Annotated in this window: 20 protein-coding genes; 8 read left to right on the forward strand and 12 right to left on the reverse strand. The window is 72.0% G+C overall.

Annotated elements, in window-relative coordinates:
• Positions 1–5 precede the first annotated feature (5 nt).
• The 4 genes from KBX06_RS00205 to KBX06_RS00220 are packed head-to-tail and all read right to left on the reverse strand — an operon-like array spanning position 6 to position 5,075.
• A complete protein-coding gene (locus KBX06_RS00205; protein WP_210832899.1) occupies positions 6–1,487 on the reverse strand; it encodes a 2-hydroxymuconic semialdehyde dehydrogenase in 1,482 nt (493 codons plus the stop codon).
• A 23-nt stretch (positions 1,488–1,510) separates the two neighbouring features.
• On the reverse strand, positions 1,511–2,848 hold the full coding sequence (locus tag KBX06_RS00210; RefSeq protein WP_210832051.1) for an NAD(P)/FAD-dependent oxidoreductase: 1,338 nt from the start codon (positions 2,846–2,848) through the stop codon (positions 1,511–1,513).
• Positions 2,845–4,155, reverse strand: coding sequence for a kynureninase (gene kynU / locus KBX06_RS00215; protein ID WP_210832053.1), 1,311 nt, complete (start codon positions 4,153–4,155; stop codon positions 2,845–2,847). The genes KBX06_RS00210 and kynU overlap by 4 nt, the downstream gene beginning before the upstream one ends.
• 20 nt (positions 4,156–4,175) lie before the next feature.
• Positions 4,176–5,075 (reverse strand): tryptophan 2,3-dioxygenase, encoded by a 900-nt coding sequence (locus KBX06_RS00220; RefSeq protein WP_210832055.1) that lies wholly within the window; start codon positions 5,073–5,075, stop codon positions 4,176–4,178.
• A 181-nt stretch (positions 5,076–5,256) separates the two neighbouring features.
• Here KBX06_RS00220 and KBX06_RS00225 point away from each other — a divergent pair, with 181 nt between their 5' ends.
• From KBX06_RS00225 to KBX06_RS00235, 3 genes are all read left to right on the forward strand, one after another.
• Positions 5,257–5,712, forward strand: coding sequence for an Lrp/AsnC family transcriptional regulator (locus KBX06_RS00225; protein WP_210832057.1), 456 nt, complete (start codon positions 5,257–5,259; stop codon positions 5,710–5,712).
• A gap of 126 nt (positions 5,713–5,838) precedes the next feature.
• Positions 5,839–6,312: a hypothetical protein gene (locus KBX06_RS00230; RefSeq protein ID WP_210832900.1), complete on the forward strand. Its 474-nt coding sequence runs from the start codon at positions 5,839–5,841 to the stop codon at positions 6,310–6,312.
• A gap of 12 nt (positions 6,313–6,324) precedes the next feature.
• Positions 6,325–7,176 carry a class F sortase gene (locus KBX06_RS00235; protein WP_210832060.1) on the forward strand — a complete coding sequence of 284 codons (852 nt, stop codon included), beginning with the start codon at positions 6,325–6,327 and terminating at the stop codon, positions 7,174–7,176.
• Between the two features lie 59 nt (positions 7,177–7,235).
• Here KBX06_RS00235 and KBX06_RS00240 read toward each other — a convergent pair whose 3' ends face one another.
• The 3 genes from KBX06_RS00240 to KBX06_RS00250 all read right to left on the reverse strand — a co-directional run bounded on the left by KBX06_RS00240 (position 7,236) and on the right by KBX06_RS00250 (position 9,759).
• A complete protein-coding gene (locus tag KBX06_RS00240) occupies positions 7,236–7,769 on the reverse strand; it encodes an HNH endonuclease (protein ID WP_210832062.1) in 534 nt (177 codons plus the stop codon).
• Between the two features lie 662 nt (positions 7,770–8,431).
• Positions 8,432–9,073 (reverse strand): hypothetical protein, encoded by a 642-nt coding sequence (locus KBX06_RS00245; protein WP_210832064.1) that lies wholly within the window; start codon positions 9,071–9,073, stop codon positions 8,432–8,434.
• Between the two features lie 17 nt (positions 9,074–9,090).
• A complete protein-coding gene (locus tag KBX06_RS00250) occupies positions 9,091–9,759 on the reverse strand; it encodes a papain-like cysteine protease family protein (protein ID WP_210832066.1) in 669 nt (222 codons plus the stop codon).
• 585 nt (positions 9,760–10,344) lie between these two features.
• On the opposite strand from KBX06_RS00250, the gene KBX06_RS00255 reads away from it, so the two are divergent.
• The 3 genes from KBX06_RS00255 to KBX06_RS00265 all read left to right on the forward strand — a co-directional run bounded on the left by KBX06_RS00255 (position 10,345) and on the right by KBX06_RS00265 (position 13,552).
• Positions 10,345–11,379, forward strand: coding sequence for a mechanosensitive ion channel family protein (locus KBX06_RS00255; protein ID WP_210832901.1), 1,035 nt, complete (start codon positions 10,345–10,347; stop codon positions 11,377–11,379).
• A gap of 276 nt (positions 11,380–11,655) precedes the next feature.
• Positions 11,656–13,065 (forward strand): MFS transporter, encoded by a 1,410-nt coding sequence (locus KBX06_RS00260; RefSeq protein WP_210832068.1) that lies wholly within the window; start codon positions 11,656–11,658, stop codon positions 13,063–13,065.
• 97 nt (positions 13,066–13,162) lie between these two features.
• Positions 13,163–13,552: a globin gene (locus tag KBX06_RS00265; protein WP_210832069.1), complete on the forward strand. Its 390-nt coding sequence runs from the start codon at positions 13,163–13,165 to the stop codon at positions 13,550–13,552.
• A gap of 172 nt (positions 13,553–13,724) precedes the next feature.
• Here the strand turns inward: KBX06_RS00265 and KBX06_RS00270 are convergent, their stop codons facing one another.
• The 4 genes from KBX06_RS00270 to ettA form a co-directional block, all read right to left on the reverse strand.
• The gene (locus tag KBX06_RS00270; RefSeq protein ID WP_210832071.1) at positions 13,725–14,312 is read right to left on the reverse strand and encodes a YbjN domain-containing protein; all 588 of its coding nucleotides are present in this window, start codon (positions 14,310–14,312) and stop codon (positions 13,725–13,727) included.
• A gap of 149 nt (positions 14,313–14,461) precedes the next feature.
• The gene (locus tag KBX06_RS00275) at positions 14,462–15,181 is read right to left on the reverse strand and encodes a hypothetical protein (RefSeq protein WP_210832073.1); all 720 of its coding nucleotides are present in this window, start codon (positions 15,179–15,181) and stop codon (positions 14,462–14,464) included.
• Positions 15,178–15,624 carry a thioesterase family protein gene (locus KBX06_RS00280; RefSeq protein ID WP_210832075.1) on the reverse strand — a complete coding sequence of 149 codons (447 nt, stop codon included), beginning with the start codon at positions 15,622–15,624 and terminating at the stop codon, positions 15,178–15,180. The genes KBX06_RS00275 and KBX06_RS00280 overlap by 4 nt, the downstream gene beginning before the upstream one ends.
• 1 nt (position 15,625) lies before the next feature.
• Positions 15,626–17,302, reverse strand: coding sequence for an energy-dependent translational throttle protein EttA (ettA, locus tag KBX06_RS00285; RefSeq protein ID WP_210832077.1), 1,677 nt, complete (start codon positions 17,300–17,302; stop codon positions 15,626–15,628).
• Positions 17,303–17,633: 331 nt separating this feature from the next.
• On the opposite strand from ettA, the gene KBX06_RS00290 reads away from it, so the two are divergent.
• Together KBX06_RS00290 and otsB are read left to right on the forward strand one after the other, a co-directional pair.
• On the forward strand, positions 17,634–19,034 hold the full coding sequence (locus KBX06_RS00290) for a trehalose-6-phosphate synthase (protein WP_210832079.1): 1,401 nt from the start codon (positions 17,634–17,636) through the stop codon (positions 19,032–19,034).
• Positions 19,035–19,072: 38 nt separating this feature from the next.
• Positions 19,073–21,634 carry a trehalose-phosphatase gene (gene otsB, locus KBX06_RS00295; RefSeq protein WP_247685022.1) on the forward strand — a complete coding sequence of 854 codons (2,562 nt, stop codon included), beginning with the start codon at positions 19,073–19,075 and terminating at the stop codon, positions 21,632–21,634.
• Between the two features lie 81 nt (positions 21,635–21,715).
• Here otsB and cobA read toward each other — a convergent pair whose 3' ends face one another.
• Positions 21,716–22,960 carry a uroporphyrinogen-III C-methyltransferase gene (gene cobA / locus KBX06_RS00300; protein WP_210832083.1) on the reverse strand — a complete coding sequence of 415 codons (1,245 nt, stop codon included), beginning with the start codon at positions 22,958–22,960 and terminating at the stop codon, positions 21,716–21,718.
• Between the last annotated feature and the right edge of the window lie 20 nt (positions 22,961–22,980).

Consider the following 22,980-nt stretch of genomic DNA (forward strand, 5'->3'; position numbering starts at 1 on the left):
TCCGCTCATGTCAGGTCCACACACACGTTGGTGAGTTCGGAATAGAAATCGAGGGAGTGCACGCCACCCTCACGCCCGATACCCGACGCCTTCACCCCACCGAACGGCGTACGCAGATCCCGCAGGAACCACGTGTTCACCCACACGATCCCCGCATCCAACCGCGCCCCCGCCCGATGCGCCCGCCCCACATCCCGCGTCCACACCGCCGCCGCCAACCCGTACTCCGTACCATTCGCCAACGCGAACGCCTCATCCTCATCATCGAACGGCGCCACATGCACCACCGGCCCGAAGATCTCCTCAGTGTTGGTGCGAGCCTGCGGGCCCAACCCCGTCAACACCGTCGGCTGCACATACGCCCCACCATCACGCCCATCACCGAACGCCGGCACCCCACCCCCGGCCAACACCTGCGCACCCTCGGTCCGGGCCAGGTCGTAGTAGCCGAGCACCTTGTCCCGATGCTGACGCGAAATCAACGGCATGTTCACCGTCGCCTCGTCCGCAGGCCACCCGAACCGCAGACCAGCAGCCTCCCGCGCAAGCCGCGCCGTGAACTCCTCGAACACCGGCCGCTGCACAAAGATCCGCTCCGTGCACAGACACACCTGCCCACCGTTGGTGAAACTCGACCGCACCGAGCCGGCCACCGCCGCATCCAGATCGGCATCGGCGAACACCAGACCGGCGTTCTTACCGCCCAACTCGAACGACACCGGCTTCACCCCATCGGCAGCCGCCCGCATGATGGCGCTGCCGGTCGCCGACTCGCCGGTGAAGGTGATCGCGTCCACCCCCGGATGCCGGGTCAGAAACTCCCCCGCCGAGTCCGGACCGAAGCCGTGCACCAGGTTGAACACCCCATCCGGCACGCCCGCGGCGGCCATCACCTCCGCCAACAACGTCGCCGACGCCGGCGTCTCCTCACTCGGCTTCACCACCACCGCGTTACCGCACGCCAACGCCGGAGCGACCTTCCACGTCAACAGCAACAACGGCAGATTCCACGGCACGATCACCGCCACCACACCCACCGGCTTACGCACCGCGTAGTTCAACGCCCGCCCACCCGACGGCGTGACCGTCGTGAACGACTCCGTCGACGCCGTCGCCACGATCTCCGCGAACGCACGGAAATTCGCCGCACCACGCGGAACATCCAACGTCCGCGCCTGCGAAATCGACTTACCCGTATCCGCCACCTCAGCGGTCACCAGGTCGTCGAAACGACGCTCCAACTCGTCGGCCACCCGACGCAGCACCTCCGCGCGCTCCCGCTCCCCCATCCCACCCCACGGCCCACCCAACGCCGCCCGCGCCGCCGCCACCGCATCGTCCACACACCCCCGATCCGCCTCCGCGACCTCGAACACCGGCTCACCCGTCACCGGACTGCGCTTGACGAACCGCCGCCCACCCCCGACGAACTCACCACCGACGAAGTTGCGCAGCAGGCCCGGACCGCCGGGCGCCCGCCCGGCCATCAGCCGGGGATCCCAGGTCACCGTCATCGACGCCTCCCTCTGCTGATCGTGAGGCCGACCGCCCCGGCCAGCAACGCCGTCACCCCGGCGGCCACCGCCCCGAGCACCCGGTGCTGCCGGCGGACCCGGCGACGCACCTGCGCGTACGGGGTGGTCGAGAAGGACACCAGCTCGTACCGGGAGACGTACCGACCCGGCAGCACCCGCTCCAGCGCGTGCTCGACCTTTCGGCCGGCCTGGAACAGCGGCGAGGCCACCTTGTCCCGCATCTCCACGAAGTTCGCCAACGCCATCTGCGCGATCGCCTCGGCGTTCTCCTGCCGTCGCTGCTGGAACAGCGGCAGCGCCTCCGCCCAGTCGTCGGCGCACTCGTCCAGGCAGCGGTCCAGCTCGACCACGTCCTCGAAGGCGCAGTTGGCGCCCTGACCGTAGAACGGGACGATGGCGTGCGCCGCGTCGCCGAGCAGGCCGACCTTCCCGTACGCCTGCCACGGGGAGCAGCGGACGGTGCCGAGCACGCCCACCGGGTTGTGCTGGTAGTCGTCGACGAGGCCCGCGGCCAGCGGCGGCAGGTCCGGGTAGTGCTCGGCGAAGTGCCGCTCGATGGCCGCCGGGCTGCCCAGCGAGGCGAAGCTGGCGGTGCCGTGGGTGGGCCAGAAGAGGGTGCAGGTGAACGAGCGGTCCGGGTTCGGCAGCGCGATCATCATCGAGGTGCCGCGCGGCCAGATGTGCAGCGCGTCCGGGTCGAGGGCGAACTCCCCGCCCAGCGGCGGGATCGTCAGCTCCTTGTAGCCGTAGTCGAGGAAGTCGACGCTCTCGGTCAGCAGCCCGTACGCCAGCAGCTGCCCGCGCACCGCCGAGCCGGCGCCGTCGGCGCCGAGGACGACCGACGCGGTGGCCGCGACCGTGCCCTGCGGGGTCTCGAAGGTCATGCCGCCGCTGGCCGGATCGAGCCCGACGAGCCGGTGGTCGAAGGCGACCCGCACCCCGGGCAGGGCGGTGGCCGCGTCCAGCAGGGCGTTGTTCAGCGCGCCCCGGCTGATCGAGTTGATCGCCCGGTCGCCGGAGGCGCTGTACGACTGGAACTGCGCCTCGCCGTCCACGGGGTGGATCATCCGGCCGCGCATCGGCAGCCCGTCGGCCAGCACCTGCTCGTCCAGGCCGATCCGGCGCAGCGCGTCCAGGCCACGCTCGGAGAGCGCCAGGTTGATCGAGCGTCCCCGCTCCACCGTGCCGGTACGCGGGTCGGACCGCCGCTCGTAGAGCGCCACCGGGTAGCCCCGCCGGGCCAGGAAGCAGGCCAGCAGGCAGCCGGCCAGGCCCGCGCCGACCACCGCGATCTCGTTCCGCTCTGCCGTCATGAGTCGTTCTCCTCCACCGTGGCTGCCAGCGCCTCGGCCGCCCGCCAGCAGTCGTGGAACGTGGAATAGAGCGGCACCGGGGCGAACCGGATGATGTCCGGCTCACGGGCGTCGGCGATCACCCCGTGCTCGTGCCGCAGCCGCTTGGCGAGCTCGGCCGCGCTGCCCGCGCCGATGCGTACGGAGAGTTGGCAGCCGCGCCGCTCCGGCTCGCGCGGGGTGACCACCGCCAGCGGACGGTTCGCGGTCACCTCGTCGAGCAGCCCCGCCAGGTACCCGGTGAGCCGGAGGCTGCGCTCGCGCAGCGCGGGCATCCCGACGGCGTCGAAGAGTTCCAGCGAGGTCCGCACCGGGCCCATCGCGAAGATCGGCGGGTTGGAGATCTGCCAGGCCTCGACGGTGGCCGGCGGCCGGGAGACCGGGGTCATCTCGAAACGGGTGGCCGCCTCGGTGCTCCACCAGCCCTCGAAGCGGGGCAGGTCCGGGTCGCCGAGGTGCCGCTCGTGCACGAAGACCCCGGCGAGCGCGCCGGGACCGGAGTTCAGGTACTTGTAGGAGCACCAGGCGGCGAAGTCGACGTCCCAGTCGTGCAGCGCGAGCGGGACGTTGCCGGCGGCGTGCGCCAGGTCCCAGCCGACCACGGCTCCGGCCGCGCGGCCGGCGGCGGTGATCGTCGGGATGTCCATCAGCTCGCCGGTGAGGTAGTTGACCCCGCCGAGCAGCACCAGCGCCACCGTGTCGCCCTCGGCGGCCAGGTAGGCGGTCACGTCCTCGGTGCGCAGGTTGTCCTCGCCGTCGCGCGGACGCAGCCGGACGACCGTGGTGTCCGGGTCCAGGCCGTGGAAGCGGGCCTGGCTGCGCACGGCGTAGCTGTCCGACGGGAAGGTGCTGTCCTCGATGACGATCCTCCTCCGCGCCCCGGCCGGCCGGTAGAAGCTGACCATCAGCAGGTGCAGGTTGACCGTCAGGGAGTTCATCACCACGACCTCCGCCGGGGTGGCGCCGACCAGTCGCGCGGCCGGCGCCGTCAGCAGTTCGTGGTACGGCAGCCAGGGGCGCCCGCCCTCCACGTGGCCCTCGACGCCGAGCCGGCTCCACGCGTCCAGGTCGGCGACGAGTTCGGCGTGGGTGGCCCGGGGTTGCAGGCCGAGGGAGTTGCCGGCCAGGTAGGCGGCCTCGGGGTGCCGTCCGCCGTCGGCCGGCGGTACGTGGAACAGGTGGCGGTGCCCGGGATCGGCGGCGTCGAGGCGACGCGCCTCGGTTTCGCCGGCGGCGAGCCCGAACGACTCAGGTGTGTGGGTGTCCATGGGGTTGTCTCGCTCTCGGGTCACATCGCTGTCCGGGCCGACCACAGCTCGGGGAAGACCACCCGGGCCATGCTGCGCTGCAACCACGCCAGTCCGGCGGAGCCGCCGCTGCCGACCTTGGCGCCCATTGTGCGCTGCACCGCCTTGACGTGGTGCTGCCGCCAGTCGCCGAACTGCTCGGCCACCTCGGTCAGGGCCTCGCCCAGCATCCGCAGGTGGTTCTCCGGGCCCGGCTCGGCGTAGATCCGCACCCAGGCCGCCTCCACGTCCGCGTGCGGCTGGTGCTCGGCGGCGAACTCCCGGTCGAGCAGGCCGGTCGGCAGCTCGTGGCCGTGCCGGGCCAGCAGGGCGAGCACGTCGTCCCAGAGGCTCGGCGCCGCCAGGGTGGCCCGCAGCTCGGCGTGCACGTCGGTCTGCCGGCGGAACGGACGGATCAGCGTCTCGTCGCGGAGGCCGAGCAGGAACTCCAGGTGGCGGTACATCGCCGACTGGAAGCCGGACCCCTCGCCCAGCAGGTTGCGGAACCGGTTGAAGTCGGCCGGGGTCATCCAGCGCAGCCCCTTCCAGGCCGCGTTCAGCCCCTCCAGGTGCAGCGCGGCGCGGCGCAGCGGGGCCAGCGCGTCCCACACCCGGTCGGCCCGCAGCAGCCGCTGTGTCTCGCGCAGCTCGTGACAGGTCAGCCCGAAGTACAGCTCCATGATCTGGCTGACCATCAGGAAGGACATCTCGCCGGGGTCGTCGCTCAGCGGCTGCTGCAACCGGTGCAGCGTGCTGGCGTGCACGTACGCGTCGTACGGCACCCGCTCGGCGAACTCCAGCGTCGGTTCGCCGCCGTTGCGGGCGGCGCGGGCGGCGCGCTGCCGCGGGGTCGCCGGGCGCACCGCCGCCTGGGCGGGTGCCCGCAGCTCCGTCTGCTCCACCGGTGGCCTCCCTCTGTTCTGCGTCACCCGGACGACCGACGGTCGGCCGTGCTGGGGATGTCCGCCATGATCTCTCGGCGGAACCCCCGATTGGAATGCCGGATCAACGGCGCACGCCCCGTCTGACCTGCGGCGCGAAAGGCATGAGTCGGATTCGGGTTTGAGGAAGTAAGGTCGCCGCATGGACGACATGGACTGGGCGCTGCTGCGGGAACTGCAGGCCGACGCGCGCCTCTCCTTCAGCGAACTCTCCCGTCGGGTGCACCTGTCGCCGCCGGCCGTGGCCGAACGGGTGCGCCGGCTGGAGGAGTCGGGGGTGATCACCGGCTACCACGCCCACGTCGACCTGACCCGGGCCGGCCGCACCGTGGTCGCGCTGATCCGGATGTCCTGCTACGGATCGCGGTGCATCCTGCACGACCCCGACGTGGCGCACTGGCCCGAGATCCTGGAGATCCACCGCATCACCGGCGACGCGTGCAGCATGCTCAAGGTGGCCGCCGGTTCGATCGGGGACTTCGAGGCGGTCATCGACCGGCTCGCCCCGTACGGCCAGCCGTCCAGCACGATGGTGCTCTCCACTCCGCTCCAGTGGCAGCCCGTGACCCCGCTGCCCCCCGCCGACCGGCACCGCTGAGCAACCCCGGGTTTGCCCCCCGGCCAGCGGGAAAGCAGGCCCTGTTGCCCGGGGGAGGAATTCCGGTGCTCGTCACCGGAAGGGGGGATCATGCCGGTGCTCACAGCGTTCCAACGTGCCCTGACCGTGTTGGGCCTGGTCGGGGCGTTCGTCCTGACGACCGTCGCGCCCGCGTGGGCGGGAGAGGAAACCTTCGTCGAGGTGGTGCCCAACAGCGCGCAGGCCGGCACCCGGGTCAGCATCCGGGCCGGCTGCCACGACGCGAACGACCGCCAGGCCGACGTGCACTCCGACGCCTTCGGGCGGGTGATGCTGCGGCCCGACAACGGCTTCCTGACCGGTCAGGTCACCATCCCGGGCAGCAAGGAGCCCGGCGACTATCCGGTCGACCTGCGCTGCGACAACGGGAAGACCGCGACCACCAGGCTCACGGTGCTGAACATGGAGCAGCCCAGCAAGGGCCCGGCCACCGGGGGCGGCGGCACCGCCGGCGCCTCGGGCACCGGTTCGATCCTGATGGTCGGCGGCCTCGCGGTGGTGGCGCTCGCCGTGGGCTTCGGCTTCCTCGGCAACCGCCGCCGGACCGGGACCGGTTCCTGACCCGCCGTCGCCATGGCCGGCTCCCAGAGGCGTACCAGGCGATCCGATCCGGGGCGGGTCCGGGCGACCACCCGGCGGGCGCTGCGGGCGTCCCGCCGGGCGGCGGCCGCGACGGCCCGACGGCTGCGCCGGGTGGCCGGGGAAACGGTGTCGGCGAGCGTCGCCACCACCGACCCGGCCGCCGGGCCGCTGCCCGCCCGACCCCGGCACCGCCGGATTCCGGCCGGCGGGCGACGGGTGGCCCCCGGCCGGGGGCCGGGCCTGCCGGTCCTGGTGATCGGAACGCTGATGGCGCTGATCATCACGATGCTCGGCGTGGAGCGGATCACCGGCGTGAGCGTGCTGCCGGAGCGGTTCCTCGCGGGGCTGCGGCCCGCACCGAAGAAGTTCCCGGTGCTGTCCGCCAGCCGACCCGTCGGCATCGCCATCGACCCGATCGACGTCCGGGCGCCCGTGCACGGCGTCGGCATCGCCCCGGACGGCAGCATCGCGGTGCCCGACGCCGCCCGCGCCCAGGAGGCCGGCTGGTACGACCGGGGCCCGACCCCGGGGCAGTACGGTCCCTCGGTGATCGTCGGGCACGTCGACACCAGCACCGGGCCGGCGGTCTTCCAGAGGCTGCGCGACCTGCGGGACGGCGACCGGATCGAGGTGGCCCGCCAGGACCGCTCGGTGGCGGTCTTCGAGGTCGACTCCGTCGAGCGCTTCGACAAGGACCGGCTGCCGGTCGACGAGGTCTACGGGGACTTCAGCCGCCCCCGGCTGCGCCTGATCACCTGCGGCGGGCGCTGGGTGGGCGGCGAGACCGGGTACGCCGACAACGTGGTGGTCTTCGCGTCCCTGGTCCGGGCGCGCACGCCGTGACCGGCCGGGCCGCCGGGGTTCGTTGCGGCCCGCCGCGTTGCGGCAGGCGTGGCCGACGGTCAGGCAGCCTCGGGCTCGCGCAGGTCGAGCCAGTCGGCCCAGCGGGGATCCGGCGCCCGATGGCCGAGCACCCGCCAGGCGGTGCCCTTCGGGGCCGCCGGCAGCGCGTGCAGCCGCCAGCCCAGCTCGGCCGGCGTCTTGTCGCCCTTGGTGTGGTTGCACCGGGCGCAGGCCGCCACGACGTTCTCCCAGGCGTGCCGGCCGCCCCGGCTGCGCGGGAAGACGTGGTCGATGGTCTCGGCGGGGCCCCGGCAGTAGGCGCAACGCCAGCCGTCCCGGGCGAAGATGCCGCGGCGGGAGAGCCCGACGTGGGTGCGGTAGGGCACGCGTACGAAGCGGGTGAGCCGGACGACCGACGGCACCGGCAGCGCGTCGCGGGCACTGTGCAGGATGCCGTCGCCGTCGGCGACGCAGACCGCCTTGGCGGAGAGCACGAGAATCGCGGCACGACGCACCGACACGACGCACAGCGGCTCGTAGGTGGCGTTGAGGACCAGCGCACCGGAGCCCACCGTGGGTCGTATGTCAGGCATCGCGTTCACCCTTCCGGTTCAGCGGCTCCTGCTCGCCACCGCCGACCGGGACCGGGCACGGCGACCCACCACGGCCGACGCCGGCCGGATCACCGACGTCCGTGCGCCCATCGTCCCTGATCGGCCCCCGGATTGCACGTACTAATGCTGGAAGCGACCTATTGATCGCCTCGAATCCCGACAGGTCCGGCGTCAGGGGCAGCAAGATGGCCTCAACCGCTGTCGACGTTCCACACCCGCTCCTGGGTTCAGTTGCGCCGGACCGCGCCCGATGGTCTTGCAGGGCAGCGAGGGTCGGTGCTCCGGCGCCACTGCTGCCCCCCCGGTGCAGACCTCGGCCCGGACACGCGTGCCGCACCACGGCGGCGGTTCGGCCGACCAGGCGGCGTGCCCATCGCCACCGCCACCGTCATCCTCACCATCCGCAGCAGCCGGCAGCGCCGCCGAACGGCCGAGCTACCGCGCGTGAGCGTCTAGTTGGCTCCCGTGTCGCGGACCCTGCCCCGGCGGACCCCGCCACAGCGGCCCCTGCTGCGCCGTGCGCCGTGTACCGGAGCGTGACCGGCCGCCAGGCCGGACGCGCGACCCGGCGTGGCACGACGGCGGGCCGCAAGCGGCCCGCCGTCGACCAGGCAGAGAAAGTCTGAACACACACGCTCCAGCTAACGGCCCGGTAGTCCCGGGTTCCTGTCTCTCCCTGCCGGCGGCTGTGGCGTTCGTGGGCCGTCTCCCGGGCTGGGAACTCGGCGGGCCCGGTATTCGCGGGCCGCGGCGGTGAGTTCCCGGAAGAACACGGATGGCGGTGTGATCTTGCCTTCGTTGCCGATTGGGGAGGGTGCCAGCGGTATGAGCAGGTCGGTGTGGGGTGAGTGCAGCCACAGGGCCATCTGGTAGAGCTCCGGGATCCGCAGGAGTCGCAGGTCGAACCCGGCGGCTTCGAGCTGCGGCAGGGCCCGCGCGGCTTTGATCGCGGTGGCAGTGGCTCCCACCGATGAGCTTCTGTAGAAACTCGGCGGGAAGGTACGTTCCGGCGTCTCGGAGACTTCGGCGCCGGCGATCACGTTGCCGCCGGACTCCAGCAGGAAGCGCCACCCCACCGGCTGCGCCCGCTCCAGACCGCCGTCGGCCTCGATATCGTCGGGTGCCAGGACGAACACCTGGTGCGGGGTGGACACCTCCACGTCCTCCGGGGCGACCTCGCCCAGCAGTTTCGGGCCACCCCCGCCGGCCCTGGCGACGCGGCCGAGCTTGGAGCGTGTTTCCTCCCGGATCCGACCCGGCGGCTCAGGAATGTTCAACGGCATTGCGAACCTCTCTTAGGCTAGTTTCTCCGCGTCTTGAAAGTTCGGTTCCATGTGCCGTTCACGCCGCCTGGATACCCGCCGAAAAGCGTATCCCATTCGACCCAGAGGATGGGGGTTTCCTCCAAGCCGTCGTGCTGCCCTCCCGTGCCCTCCCAGGGGTCATGCACGAATACGTGCACCAGTTCGTTGCTGCCCGCCCGGTAGCTGTATCCCCAGATGTTGACGATGTGGCCGCTGAGCCCACCGCGCCAGCCGATGTTCATCACGATCGGGCGTCCGGCGTCTATCTCCGCCTTGACCTGTTCCTTCGTCAACGCCTTGAACCTTCTGAGCTCACCCCAGGTGATGGTGTTGGTGTCACGGGAGAAATTGTTGGGATCTTCACCGGCGGGAACCGGAACGTCGTGCCCGGCCACTTGCAGCGCCGCCTCGTCCGGCCAGTGGCCGTGGTTGCAATCCCAGGGGCCACCGCCAGGCGCACAACAGTCGTACGTCGGCTGATCAGGGTGTTGTGCGTGCCAGTCAGCAAAGATCTGGTCCATCACCGGGGTGGCGAGCTGGCACTGGGTAAAGCGCTCTGCGGCGGCGTAGTAGTTTGCCACGCTGACCGTCGTCGCGTTCCAGCACCAGTTGGTCTTCTGTTGGAATTGCATCCAAGACGAATAGGGGCCGATGAACTTGACCATCACGTCCGTGTCTAGCTCTGGCATACGCCGTCCCTTCGCTGCGCCAGTTGTGCCGTCGCCGGGGTTTCAGGACTCTGACCGTAAGACCCGGAAAGAGGGTAGTCAATACGTCGCAGACAGTAGACGACTTGCGGGCGAAGCCCACACCGGACAGTTCGTCGGGTGGTTGTCCTAGATCCGATACAACGTCGAGCGTCAAGTAGAAGTGGTTCTGTCACAGTTCCCGTGAAGGGCTCCGCAGGTCCACGGCCTACCTGCGACCGCCTCCGACAAGGCCCTTGGCGAGAATCCTTGCAGCGGCGTTAACTTTGTGCACTTTCTGCGGGGATGGTGGCTGGCACCGAAGTGGGCGCCAACCGAGAGTGAGGTACTCAAACTTATTGAGGTGGCGCTTGAGGGACGTCTCGTAACTCGATGCGTTTCCACGGTGGATCATGTTGGGGAGGCAGGCGATCTCGACGGCCCTCGACGGCCCGCGATCCGACAACCGCAACTGTCTCCGCAGCTAGAGGCCGGCGCCGGAGGGTCGGCGGGATCCAGCGCCACCGGGTGCGGTACGAAGACTGCGTGACCGCTGCCAGCCTGATGCCGCCCGCTCTGCCCGCCGTCGAGGCGCCGGACCCGGCTCCGTCGCCGACCTGCCTGGACGACGCCCTCTGCAAGAGCGTCTACGACATGACCGGCTCGGTGTGGTTCGCCGAGGGCAGCTACTGGATCCTGCTCAAGCCACTGCGGATCGCACTGATCCTGCTGCTGGCGGTCGCCGCCCGGTGGCTGGTGCACCGCACGATCCGCCGGCTGGTGCGCACCACCACCGACGCGGGCGTGCCGACCATGCTGCGCCCGCTTCGCGAGCGGATCCCCACCGCCTCGGTCGAGCCGGGCGAGTTCGTCCCGGAGCGCCGCCGGCAGCGGGCCGAGGCGATCGGTTCCGTGCTGCGCAGCCTGAGCACCGCGTTCATCTTCGGCATCGCGCTGCTGATGATCCTCAAGGAGTTCAGCTTCGACCTGGCCCCGCTGCTGGCCAGCGCCGGCATCGCGGGCGTCGCCCTCGGCTTCGGCGCGCAGAGCCTGGTCAAGGACCTGATCGCCGGCCTGTTCATGCTGATCGAGGACCAGTACGGCGTCGGCGACACCGTCGACCTCGGCGAGGCGACCGGCGTGGTGGAGTCGGTCGGGCTGCGGGTCACCACCGTCCGCGACGGGCGGGGCGTGCTCTGGTACATCCGCAACGGCGAGATTGTCCGGGTGGGTAACAAGAGCCAGGGTTGGGCCCTGGTGGTGGTCGACCTGCCGATCGGCTTCGCCGGCACGGAGGAGGCCACGGCCGTGCTGCGGACCGCCGCCGCCTCGGTGGCGATCGACCCCGACCTGGCACCGGAGATCGTCGAGGCCCCGGAGGTGCTGGGCGTCGAGCAGATGACGGTCGACGGCGCGGTCATCCGTACGGTGGTCAAGACAACCGCGAACGGGCAGTTCGCCGTCGGCCGGGAGCTGCGTCGCCGCCTCGCCGAGGCGTTGGAGAACTCCGGCATCACCGCGAAGATCGCCGCCGCCCGGTTCTATCCCGGCATGCCGGTGCGCACCCCCGGCGAGACCGGGCAGGGCGGCGCCACCTGAGCCGGTTCCACGCCCCGGCGGCACCGCACCGGGGGGCGCCACCTGAGGCGTCCGCACGCCGGGCGGCGGGGGTCGCGAGCCGGGCGGCCCCTCGGGTATCGTCCGTTCGTTCAGTCGGGGATGCGACGATCAACCCCTTCGCCCTAGCCAGTCGTCGGACGATCGGGCAAAATCCGGTGCACGCGCTCCCCCGGAGCGTGATCACGTCCTCGCTGATCCGTAGATCCGACGACGGTTCCCGGGCCGTCCATCACGAGTGGCCCGCTCAGGGGAACGATGGAGGCGACGGTGCCCGACGAGCGGCCATCCCCGGAAGGGCCGGCAACCTTCCGTGAGGTGTTCGCCAACCGCGAGTACGGCGCCGTCTTCACCGCAAGCGCTCTCTCCTGGATCGGCGACTACATCGCCAAGGCCGCCGTCACCCTGCTGGTCTACGAGGCCACCCGTTCCGTCGCGCTCTCCGCCGCCGCCTTCGCGGTGAGCTACCTGCCCTGGCTCGTCGGTGGTCCCCTGCTCGCCACGCTCGCGGAGCGGCACCGCTACCGGCAGGTCATGGTGATCTGCGACCTCGTCCGGATGCTGCTGATGGTGTGCATCGCCATCCCCGGCATGCCGGTCCCGGTGATCCTGGCCCTGCTCTTCGCCACCACGCTGGCCAATCCACCGAGCCAGGCCGCCAAGTCGGCGCTGATCCCCCTGGTCCTCACCGGGGACCGCCTGGTGGTCGGGCTGTCGATGATCAGCAGCGTCGGCCAGGCCGCCCAGGTCGTCGGCTACCTGGCGGGTGCGGCCATCGCGGCGTTCGACCCGACCGCCGCGCTCCTGGTGAACGCGGCGACCTTCGCCCTGTCGGCCGCGCTGGTCCGCTTCGGCGTGGCCGACCGACCGCCGGCGATGACCGCCGCGCACCGCAGTCACCTGCTGCGGGAGACCGCGCAGGGCTTCCAGATCGTGTTCGGCACCCCGGTGCTGCGGGCCATCGCCGTGCTGGTCTTCGCCGCCATGCTCTTCTCGGTGGTGCCGGAGGGCCTCGCCGCCGCCTGGGCGAACGAGCACGCCAGTCAGCTGGACGCCGGCGCCGCCCAGGCCATCATCATGGCGGCGAACCCCGTCGGCTTCATCCTCGGCGGCCTGATCGTCAGCCGGGCGTTCGGGCCGGACCGCCGGCTGCGCCTGATGCGGCCGTTGGCGGTGCTCTCCCCGCTGGCCCTCGTGCCCGCCCTGCTCGACCCGCCGCCACTGGTGGTGGCGCTGCTCGCCGCGGCCTGCGGCTTCGCCGTCGCCGGCATGCTGCCGGTGGCCAACGGTCTCTTCGTCCGGGCCCTGCCCGCCGGCTTCCGGGCCCGTGCCTTCGGTGTGATGGCGACCGGCGTCCAGGTCATCCAGGGCTTGGCCGTCCTGGTCACCGGGTTGCTGGCCGAGCGGTTCTCCATCCCGGTCGTGGTCGGGGTGTGGAGCGCGGCCGGGGTGCTGCTGATGACGCTCGCCGCCCTGCGTTGGCCGAGCCGGTCGACGATCGACGCGGCCATCGAGGCGGCCGAGCGGGCGGGCTCTGCCGCTCTCCGGCAGGCGGACGCCGCGTCCGACCCCGGCATGCCGGGACGGCCCGGCGAGGAACCGTCCGACGGGTCGATGGACCGCTGGGCCGTCACCCCGGCGAGGCGGGACAGCAGCGGCACACGGTGACTCGGCCCACAGCCGGCACCTCCCGGTCGCCCGACGCGGCACCTGGCAGGATGGAACGGTGAATGCCGCAGGTGAGTCCGACCGTCCCGGTGCGTCGATGACCCTCTTCGAAGCGGTGGGCGGCGAGCCCACCTTCCGCAAGCTGGTGGACGAGTTCTACGCCGGGGTCGCCGCCGACCCGCTGCTGCGTCCCATGTACCCCGAGGAGGATCTGGGCCCGGCCGCGGACCGCTTGGCCCTGTTCCTCATGCAGTACTGGGGCGGCCCCAACACGTACTCGGCGCAACGGGGGCATCCGCGGCTGCGGATGCGCCACGCGCCGTACCGGATCGGTGCCGCCGAGCGGGACGCGTGGCTGCTGCACATGCGCCGCGCCGTCGAGAGTCTCGACCTGCCGCCGCAGATCGCCACCGCGCTCTGGGACTACCTGGAGCGGGCCGCCTACTTCATGGTCAACGCGATGGAGGACCCGGCGGGACCGGCCTGACCCGGTCGGCCCGACCGGACCAGCCGTCAGGTGGCCGGGGCTCGTCCGCGGAGACAGTGACCAGCGCGACGGCGGCGCGCCCCCGGCGGGCGCGTCGGTCCGCGTCGGGCGCGTCGGTCCGCGTCGGGCGCCACCGGGCGCCGGATCGCCGCCCAGCGGGCCCCGGGCGGGCTCAGAGCAGGGCGCCCTCGTCGTGCAGCCAGTCCACGAAGCTGGTGGCGACCGCCGCGCCGCAGTCGAGCATCTCGACCAGCAGCGCGTCGTGCGCCCCGGCGCCGAAGGGCACCTGCAACTCCGCGTAGATCGGCAGTTGGCCGCGCTCGGTCGGGTCGCCGATGTAGGCCTTGCAGAAGCGGCGGGTGTGGTTCCACTCGTTGACCACCCGGTAGGCACGGTCGGCCCAGTCCGGCGGCACCGTCGCGTGTGGACGGGCCCGCATCACCAGGATCTCGTCCTCCGGACCCTCCAGTGTGACCAGCACGGCGTGCCGCTCCCACATGGCCAGCAGGTTGCCGTCGCCGTCGGCCAGGTAGCGCACGTCGAGCCTGTCGAGTGCGTCACAGACACGGCGCAGGGTGACCGGCTCGACCGTGGCGGGCACGTCCGCGATCACGGCGCGCTCCGTCGGCGGGCAGATGTCCTCCGGCTGACGCGGGGTCGGCGGTCCGACCCGGACGGTGCTCTCCACTGTGATCCCGCTCCGCCTTTCCGGGTCGCCGCCGCCGTTGGCGGGACCGGGGCGCCATGACCACCACGGCATCGCTCGCGCACCTCACTCCCCAGCGGATCCACTCGCCTACGGTGCGTTGGATCCGAGGATGGACGGTACCCGGACAGCCGGGTTGAAGCACCCCCCCAACGGCAGCACCAGGACAGAAGAATGACCACACGTCATCCGAACGGATGAATTCAGACCGGCCTCACGGCAAGGTCCGTGGCCTTCTGCGACCATGCCGCTCCGTACGGTCCCACCAGTCCGACCCATCGGCCCGCCGTCCGCACCTGGACGTCGCCCGCGTCGCCCCGATCGGCGGACCCCTCGGCCGACCCCAGGAACCCCATCCGGACCAATCCCTGGACCATCCGCTGGGTCACCTCCACCGGCTCGCCGGGCGGGTCGTCCGGCGTGACGACAACCGGCACGTGGTCGAGCAGCGCGTCGCGCAGCGCCCGCTGCCCGACGGCCCGGCCGCCGACGCCGTGGGTGCTGGCGTCGCGCAGGGCTCCCGCCGCCGCCGCCGCTATCCGCCGCAGCTCCCCGCCCGGCAGCGTCTCCACCCGGAGGCTCGCCGGGGGCGGCAGCGGCCAGCGCCAGCGCTCGTCCTTCCGCGTCGGCAGGGCCACACCGCCCGCCGCCAGTTCGGCCAGCAGTTCGCCGGCCGGGACCGTGGCGTCGCCGGGGCCGTCGCCGGCCACGGTGCGGACGACCAGCACGCCCCACGGCAGGCGCCCCCAGAGGGCCGTACGGCCCCGCGCGTCGGTCGACCGGAGCCGGACCGGCGCGTCGCGGTCCAGCCGGACCAGGCGGGCCAGGAAGGCCCCCGCGTCGGCGGTGTCGGAGATCCCGTGCCCGCCGGCGGCCGTCCCGCCGCCACCGGCCCGCGCGGCCGGCCCGTCGGTCGCCGTCACGCCGCCGGCCCCTGCGGCGCGTACGTGAGCAGGAACGTCCGCTCCTCGGGGGTGATCCGCCGGGGCCGCTGCCGGGTCAGGTCGAAGGGCACCAGCACCGAGCGGGCGCGGCTGGCCAGGACCTCGCCGTCGAACAACTCGTAGGCGACCGTGAAGGAGGCGCCCCGGATCTCCTCCACCCACAGCTCGATGCGCACGGTGGGGGCGGCCTCGGCGGTGGCCCGGCCGAGGGCGTACTCGACCGGGCGCAGGTAGTCGATCTCGTGCCGGCTGATCACCACGCCGTCGGCGAACGAGCCCACTCCCCACGCCCGGCCACCGGCGAACATCAACGCCACCCGCGCCTCCTCGTAGAGGGTCAGGAAGCGCGAGTTGTTGATGTGTCCGTACGCGTCCAGGTCGGACCACCGCAGGGTGCAGTGGTAGACGAAACGGTCTGCCACGTCAGTCGCGGGTCAGCTTGCGGTAGGTCACCCGGTGCGGGCGGGCCGCCTCCGCGCCGAGCCGGTCGATCTTGTTCTTCTCGTACGCCTCGAAGTTGCCCTCGAACCAGAACCACCTGGCCGGGTCCTCGTCGTCGCCCTCCCAGGCCAGGATGTGCGTGGAGACCCGGTCCAGGAACATCCGGTCGTGGGAGATGACCACGGCGCAGCCGGGGAACTCCAGCAGCGCGTTCTCCAGGCTGGAGAGCGTCTCCACGTCCAGGTCGTTGGTCGGCTCGTCGAGCAGGATCACGTTGCCGCCGATCTTCAGCGTCAGCGCCAGGTTCAGCCGGTTGCGCTCGCCGCCGGAGAGCACCTTGGTCGGCTTCTGCTGGTCCGGTCCCTTGAACCCGAACGCCGCGATGTACGCCCGCGACGGCATCTCGACCTTGCCCACCATGAGGTAGTCCAGGCCGTCGGAGACGACCTCCCAGACGCTCTTGTCACCGTCGAGGCCCTGCCGGTTCTGGTCGACGTACGACAGCGAGACGGTGGGACCGACGCGGACCTCGCCGCCGGTCGGCTGCTCCAGCCCGACGATGGTCTTGAAGAGCGTGGTCTTGCCGACGCCGTTGGGGCCGATGATGCCGACGATGCCGTTGCGCGGCAGCGAGAACGACAGGTTGTCGATCAACAGCCGGTCGCCGAAGCCCTTGCTCAGGTCCTGCGCCTCGATCACCGTGTTGCCCAGGCGCGGGCCCGGCGGGATCTGGATCTCCTCGAAGTCGAGCTTGCGGGTCTTCTCCGCCTCGGTGGCCATCTCGTCGTAGCGGTCGAGCCGGGCCTTGGACTTGGTCTGCCGCGCCTTGGCGTTGGAGCGGACCCACTCCAGCTCCTCGGTGAGCCGCTTCTTCATCTTGGCGTCGCGGCGGCCCTCGACGGCCAGCCGGGCCGCCTTCTTCTCCAGGTAGGTGGAGTAGTTGCCCTCGTAGCCGATGGCCCGGCCGCGGTCCAGCTCCAGGATCCAGCCGGCCACCTTGTCGAGGAAGTACCGGTCGTGGGTGATCGCCATGACGGTGCCGGCGTACTTGGCCAGGTGCTGCTCCAGCCAGGAGACGCTCTCCGCGTCCAGGTGGTTGGTGGGCTCGTCGAGCAGCAGCAGGTCGGGCGCCTCCAGCAGCAGCTTGCACAGCGCCACGCGGCGGCGCTCGCCACCGGAGAGCTGGGTCACGTCGGCGTCCGGCGGCGGGCAGCGCAGCGCGTCCATGGCCAGTTCGAGCTTGGAGTCGATGTCCCAGGCGTCGAGGTGGTCCAGTTCCTCCTGGAGCCGGCCCATCTCCTCCATCAGCTCGTCGGAGTAGTCGGTGGCCATCTGCTCGGCGATGGAGTTGAACCGCTCCAGCTTGGCCTTGGTCCCGGCGACCGCCTCCTCGACGTTGCCGAGCACGGTCTTGGCGTCGTTGAGCGGGGGCTCCTGGGCGAGCATCCCGACGGTGTAGCCGGGCATCAGCCGGGCCTCCCCGTTGCTCGGCCTGTCCAACCCTGCCATGATCTTGAGGAGGCTGGACTTACCGGCGCCGTTCGGGCCGACCACACCGATCTTGGCCCCCGGCAGGAAGCTCAGCGTCACGTTGTCGAGCACGACCTTGTCGCCGTGCGCCTTGCGCGCCTTCTCGAGGACGTAGATGTACTGGGCCACGGTGCGGGCTACCTCCGTAGGGTTGCGACTGGGCCGGCGGGCGCGGGCGCGGGCTGCGATCTCCGCCCGCCGCCGCCGGCCGGTGGCCGGCCGCACGCACGCCGTCGTCAATCCTGACAGGTACGCGGCACCGCGCCCACATCACCCCGCCCCCACAGCGCCGGACGCGCCGTACCACCCCTGCTTCCGAGCAGGGGTGTCGACAAGATCACCCCATGGGTTGGACCATCGTGGGAAGGGTAGGTGACTCCGGCACGGGGCCCCAGAAGCCGCAGCTACGCTCAGTACGCTCATTCGCGGTTGACCCGTCAGCACCCGGAGGTGGCCGAACGTGACCGTCCGCAGCTCCTTTGTCGTAGTGGCGAACCGGCTACCCGTCGACGAGGTGAGCACCCCCGAAGGACGGCAGTGGCGTCGCAGCCCCGGCGGGCTGGTGACCGCCCTGCACCCCGTCCTCGCCGAACACCAGGGCACCTGGGTCGGCTGGGCCGGCGGCACCGGCGCCGCTCCCGAGCCCTTCGACCTGGAGGGCATCCGGCTGCACCCGGTGCCGTTGAGCGCGGAGGAGTTGGAGCGCTACTACGAGGGCCAGTCCAACGCGACGATCTGGCCGCTCTACCACGACGCGGTGGAGACGCCGGCCTACAAGCGCCGCTGGCGTGAGGCGTACCGCCTGGTCAACGCCCGCTTCGCGGAGGCCGCCGCGGAGGTCGCGGCCGAGGGCGCGACGGTCTGGGTGCAGGACTACCAGCTCCAGCTCGTCCCGGCGATGCTCCGCGAGCTGCGGCCCGACCTGAGGATCGGCTTCTTCCTGCACATCCCGTTCCCGCCGATCGAGCTGTTCATGCAGATGCCGTTCCGCACCGAGATCCTGCGCGGCCTGCTCGGCGCCGACCTGGTCGGGTTCCAGCAGCGCCTCGCCGCGCAGAACTTCGTCCGGCTGGCCCGGCACCTGCTCGGGCTGCGCTACGAGGGGCAGATGATCCAGGTCGACGGCCGCCAGGTGAAGGCCGGCGCGTTCCCCATCTCCATCGACACCAGGGAAATGGAGCGGCTGGCCGCCGACCCGGGGATCCAGGCCCGGGCGAAGGAGATCCGCGAGGAGCTGGGCAACCCGAAGACGATCATTCTGGGCGTCGACCGGCTGGATTACACCAAGGGCATCGAGTTGCGGCTGAAGGCCTTCCGCGAACTGCTGGCTGACGGAAAGTTGACAGTTCCCGACGCCGTCATGGTGCAGGTCGCCACCCCCAGCCGCGAGCGCGTGGAGCACTACCAGGCACTACGCGTGAAGGTGGAGCGGGAAGTCGGTCGGATCAATGGCGAGTTCGGCAGGGTCGGCGTGCCGGCGGTGCATTACCTGCATCAGTCGTACAGTCGCACTGAACTGGCCGCGATGTACGCCGCCGCCGACGTGATGATGGTGACCCCGCTGCGAGACGGAATGAACCTGGTAGCCAAGGAGTACGTCGCATCGCGCGCCGACCAGGGCGGTGCACTCGTGCTCAGCGAGTTCGCCGGCGCCGCCACCGAGCTGCGTCAGGCGTTCCTGTGTAACCCGCACGACCCTGACGCGGTCAAGGACGCCCTGCTGAGGGCCGTGCACGTCGAGAAGCCGGAGGCACGCCGCAGAATGCGGACAATGCAACGCCATCTACGCACCCACGATGTGGGGCACTGGGCGAAGTCCTTCCTCACCGAGCTCGGTGTGCCAGAAGCGGAGGTCGCGTGAACGCCGCCAGCGAGATCGTCACCCCGGCGGCCGGCACGATGGACCCGGAGCTGCGTGCCGCCATCGGCCGCATCGCCCGGGTGCCCCAGCTTCTGATCGCCTGCGACTACGACGGCACCCTGGCGCCGATCGTGGCGGACCCGAGCAAGGCAGTGCCGCTGCCGGAGTCGGTGGCGGCCGTACGGGCGCTGGCCGCCCTGCCCCAGACCACCGTGGCGGTGGTCTCCGGGCGGGCCCTGCGCGACCTGGCCGCGCTCTCCCGGCTGCCCAGCGAGGTCCACCTCGTCGGCAGCCACGGCTCCGAGTTCGACATCGGCTTCGTCGAGCGGCTCTCCCCCGAGCTGATCGCGGTCCGCACCCGGTTGCGCGACGCGCTGCGCGAGATCGCCTCGGCCCACCCGGGCATCCGGCTGGAGCGCAAGCCCGCGAGCGTCGCGGTGCACACCCGCGGGGTCGCCCCGGAGGTCGCGGCTGCCGCCATCGAGGCGGTCCGCAACGGCCCCGCCACCTGGGACGACGTGACGGTCACCCAGGGCAAGGAGGTCATCGAGCTGTCGGTGGTCGCCACCCACAAGGGCACGGCCGTCGACCAGTTGCGCACCCAGCTCTCCGCCAGCGCGGTGCTCTTCATCGGCGACGACGTCACCGACGAGAACGCCTTCGGCAACCTGCACGGGCCGGACGTCGGCATCAAGATCGGCCCCGGTGACACCAGGGCCGGCTACCGGGTCGCCGAGCCGATCGAGGCGGCCCGCGCCCTCGGCCTGCTGCTGGAGACCCGCCGGCACTGGCTCTTCGGCGAGCGGGCGGTGCCCATCGAGCGGCACTCGATGCTGGCCAACGGGCGGACGGTGGCCCTGCTCACCCCCGAGGCCAAGGTCACCTGGCTCTGCCACCCCAAGCCGGACTCGGCGGCGATCTTCGCCGACCTGGTCGGCGGGAGCCCGGCCGGGCACTTCAGCGTCGCCCCGGAGCGCGGGGGCATCCCGCTCGGCCAGCGCTACCGCTCGGGCACGATGACCGTCGAGACCCGGTGGTCGGGCCTGACCGTCACCGACTGGCTGGACAAGCCGGCCAGGGAGACCACGCCCGACGGCCCGGCCGTCGTCAGCGGCGACTCGACCCTGGTCCGGGTGCTGACCGGGTCGGGCCGGGCCCGGGTGGAGTTCGCACCCCGGCCCGAGTTCGGCCAGGTCGCGGTGCAGTTGCAGCCGATCGGCGACGGCCTGCTGGTGCTCGGCTCCAACGAGCCGGTCGCGCTCTACGCCCCCGGCGTCGAGTGGCAGGTCAGCAACGACGGCGGCTACGAGACGGCGAAGGCGGTCGTCGACCTCTCCGCCGCCGGTGGGCAGGTCGTGCTGGAGCTGCGCTTCGGCACGCACAGCCTGGAACACCACCGGCAGCCGGTCCACGAGCGGCAGGCCCTGGCCGAGCAGCCGTGGAAGGACTGGGTGGCCACCCTGCGGCTGCCGAGCACCGCCCGGGACCTGGTGGTCCGTAGCGCGCTGACCCTGCGCGGGCTATGCCACGAGGCCACCGGTTCGATCCTGGCCGCCGCGACCACCTCGCTGCCGGAGGAGCTGGGCGGCGTCCGCAACTGGGACTACCGCTACTGCTGGCTGCGGGACGCGGCAATGACCGCGCGTGCCCTGGTCGACCTGGGCTCGATCGGGGAGGCCGAGGCGCTGCTGCGCTGGGTCGACGGGTGCATCGAGCGCACCGGCGGGCACCCGGAGCGGCTGCACCCGCTCTACACCGTGGACGGCTACGAGTTGGGCGCCGAGGCGGTCATCGACACCCTGCCCGGCTACGCCGGCTCCCGGCCGGTGCGGGTCGGCAACCTCGCCAACCACCAGCTCCAGCTCGACGTGTTCGGCCCCATCGCGGACCTGATCGCGGCCGTCGCCGACGCCCGCGGCTCCGTACGCGAGGACGAGTGGCGGGTGCTCGACAACATGGTCGAGGCGGTCCGCCGCCGCTGGCACGAGCCCGACCACGGCATCTGGGAGGCCCGCCTCCCCCCGCGGCACCACATCTTCTCGAAGGTGATGTGCTGGATGACCGTCGACCGGGCGCTGCACGTCATGCGCCAGCACGGCGGCGAGGACCGCCCGGAGTGGGTGGAGCTGCGCGACCGCATCGGCGCCAACGTGCTGGAGTACGGCTGGCACGAGACCGTCGAGGCCTACAGCGTGGCGTACGGGGACGAGGACATGGACGCCTCGTCGCTGTGGATCGGGCTGTCCGGCCTGCTCCCCGGCGACGACCCGCGCTTCCTCTCCACCGTCCTGCGGATCGAGGCGGATCTGCGCAGCGGGCCGGTCGTCTACCGCTACCACTGGGACGACGGCCTGCCGGGGCGCGAGGGCGGCTTCCACATCTGCACGGCGTGGCTCATCGAGGCGTACCTGCGCACCGGGCGGCGTACCGACGCCGAGGAGCTGTTCTCGCAGATGGTCGACACCGCCGGTCCGACGGGTCTGCTGCCCGAGCAGTACGACCCGATGGCCGAGCGCGGGCTGGGCAACCACCCGCAGGCGTACAGCCACCTCGGCCTGATCCGCTGCGCCCTGCTGCTGGACAACATGCTCAAGCAGTGACCTGAGCGGCGACGACGGCGGCCGGAGCGGATCCTCGCTCCGGCCGCCGTCGCGTGGCGGGACGGTCGTGGCGGCCGGAGGTCAGTCGCCGACGGATGTTCGCAGGGCGTCGACCACGTCCCCGACGACCACCACGGCCGGCGGGCGCAGGCCCGCGGCGAGCACGTCGGCGGCCACCGCGCCGAGCGTGGACCGCAGCACCCGCTGCGCCCCGGTCGTCGCCTCCTGCACCACGGCGGCCGGCGTCTGCTCGGGCCGGCCGTGCGCGATCAGCGTCGCGGTGATCGCCGCGAGGTTCTTCAGCCCCATCAGGACGACCAGCGTGCCGCGCAGCCCGGCCAGCGCGTCCCAGTGGACCAGGGAGGCCGGCGAGTCGGGCGCGACGTGCCCGGAGACCACGGTGAACTCGTGGGCCACCCCCCGGTGGGTGACCGGGATGCCCGCCGCTGCCGGAGCCGCGATCGAGCTGGTCACGCCCGGCACCACGGTCACCGGCACACCGGCCGCCGCGCAGGCCAGCAGCTCCTCGCCGCCACGACCGAAGACGTACGGGTCGCCGCCCTTGAGCCGGACCACGAACTTCCCGGCCAGGGCCCGGTCCACAAGGATGCGGTTGATCTCCTCCTGCGCGCGGGACGGGCCGTACGGGATCTTGGAGGCGTCGACGAGTTCGACGTCGGCGCGCAGCTCGTCGAGGAGCAGCCCCGGGACGAGCCGGTCGGCGACCACCACGTCCGCCTCGGTGAGCAGCCGCCAACCCTTGACGGTGATCAGCTCCGGGTCCCCGGGGCCGGCGCCGACCAACGCCACCCGCCCGCCCCCGGTGCAAGGAAGGGACCCTTCCTCTACCACAGGCGTTAACAAGGTGCCCTTCCTTACATCCAGCAGGGCGCGGATCGCGTCGCGGACGGCCATCGCCCGGCGCGGGTCGCCGCCGCCGAGCACCGCCACGGTCACCGGCCCGTGCCGGGTCACCGCCGGGGTCCAGGCGGTGGCGGCGGCCCGGTCGTCGGCGCGTACGCAGAAGATGCGGCGCTCGGCGGCGGCGGCGCTGACCGACGCGGCGGCGAGCGGGTCGTCGACCGCGACCTGGACCAGCCACGCGCCGTCCAGGTCGTCGGGGGCGAACCGGCGCGGCGCCCAGTGCAGCCGTCCGGCGTCGGCGTGCGCGCGCAGCGCCGGGGTCAGCTCCGGCGCGACGAGCAGGACGTGCGCGCCGGCGTCGAGCAGGGCCGGCACCCGCCGGGTGGCCACCGTTCCCCCGCCCACCACGACCACCCGCCGGCCGGCGAGCCGTAGGCCGAGCGGATACGGGTTGCCGCTCACGCCGCCGCCCCGCACCGCTG

The organism is Micromonospora sp. C31 (genome assembly GCF_018070575.1).
Taxonomy (GTDB): Bacteria; Actinomycetota; Actinomycetes; order Mycobacteriales; family Micromonosporaceae; genus Micromonospora.

Coding starts and splice junctions, on each gene's coding strand:
- KBX06_RS00205 (WP_210832899.1), bottom strand. CDS start 1,487: ATGGCCGGGCGGGCGCCCGGCGGTCCGGGCCTGCTGCGCAACTTCGTC.
- KBX06_RS00210 (WP_210832051.1), bottom strand. CDS start 2,848: ATGACGGCAGAGCGGAACGAGATCGCGGTGGTCGGCGCGGGCCTGGCC.
- kynU (WP_210832053.1), bottom strand. CDS start 4,155: ATGGACACCCACACACCTGAGTCGTTCGGGCTCGCCGCCGGCGAAACC.
- KBX06_RS00225 (WP_210832057.1), top strand. CDS start 5,257: ATGGACGACATGGACTGGGCGCTGCTGCGGGAACTGCAGGCCGACGCG.
- KBX06_RS00235 (WP_210832060.1), top strand. CDS start 6,325: ATGGCCGGCTCCCAGAGGCGTACCAGGCGATCCGATCCGGGGCGGGTC.
- KBX06_RS00240 (WP_210832062.1), bottom strand. CDS start 7,769: ATGCCTGACATACGACCCACGGTGGGCTCCGGTGCGCTGGTCCTCAAC.
- KBX06_RS00245 (WP_210832064.1), bottom strand. CDS start 9,073: ATGCCGTTGAACATTCCTGAGCCGCCGGGTCGGATCCGGGAGGAAACA.
- KBX06_RS00250 (WP_210832066.1), bottom strand. CDS start 9,759: ATGGTCAAGTTCATCGGCCCCTATTCGTCTTGGATGCAATTCCAACAG.
- KBX06_RS00255 (WP_210832901.1), top strand. CDS start 10,345: ATGCCGCCCGCTCTGCCCGCCGTCGAGGCGCCGGACCCGGCTCCGTCG.
- KBX06_RS00260 (WP_210832068.1), top strand. CDS start 11,656: ATGGAGGCGACGGTGCCCGACGAGCGGCCATCCCCGGAAGGGCCGGCA.
- KBX06_RS00265 (WP_210832069.1), top strand. CDS start 13,163: ATGACCCTCTTCGAAGCGGTGGGCGGCGAGCCCACCTTCCGCAAGCTG.
- KBX06_RS00270 (WP_210832071.1), bottom strand. CDS start 14,312: ATGCCGTGGTGGTCATGGCGCCCCGGTCCCGCCAACGGCGGCGGCGAC.
- otsB (WP_247685022.1), top strand. CDS start 19,073: ATGGACCCGGAGCTGCGTGCCGCCATCGGCCGCATCGCCCGGGTGCCC.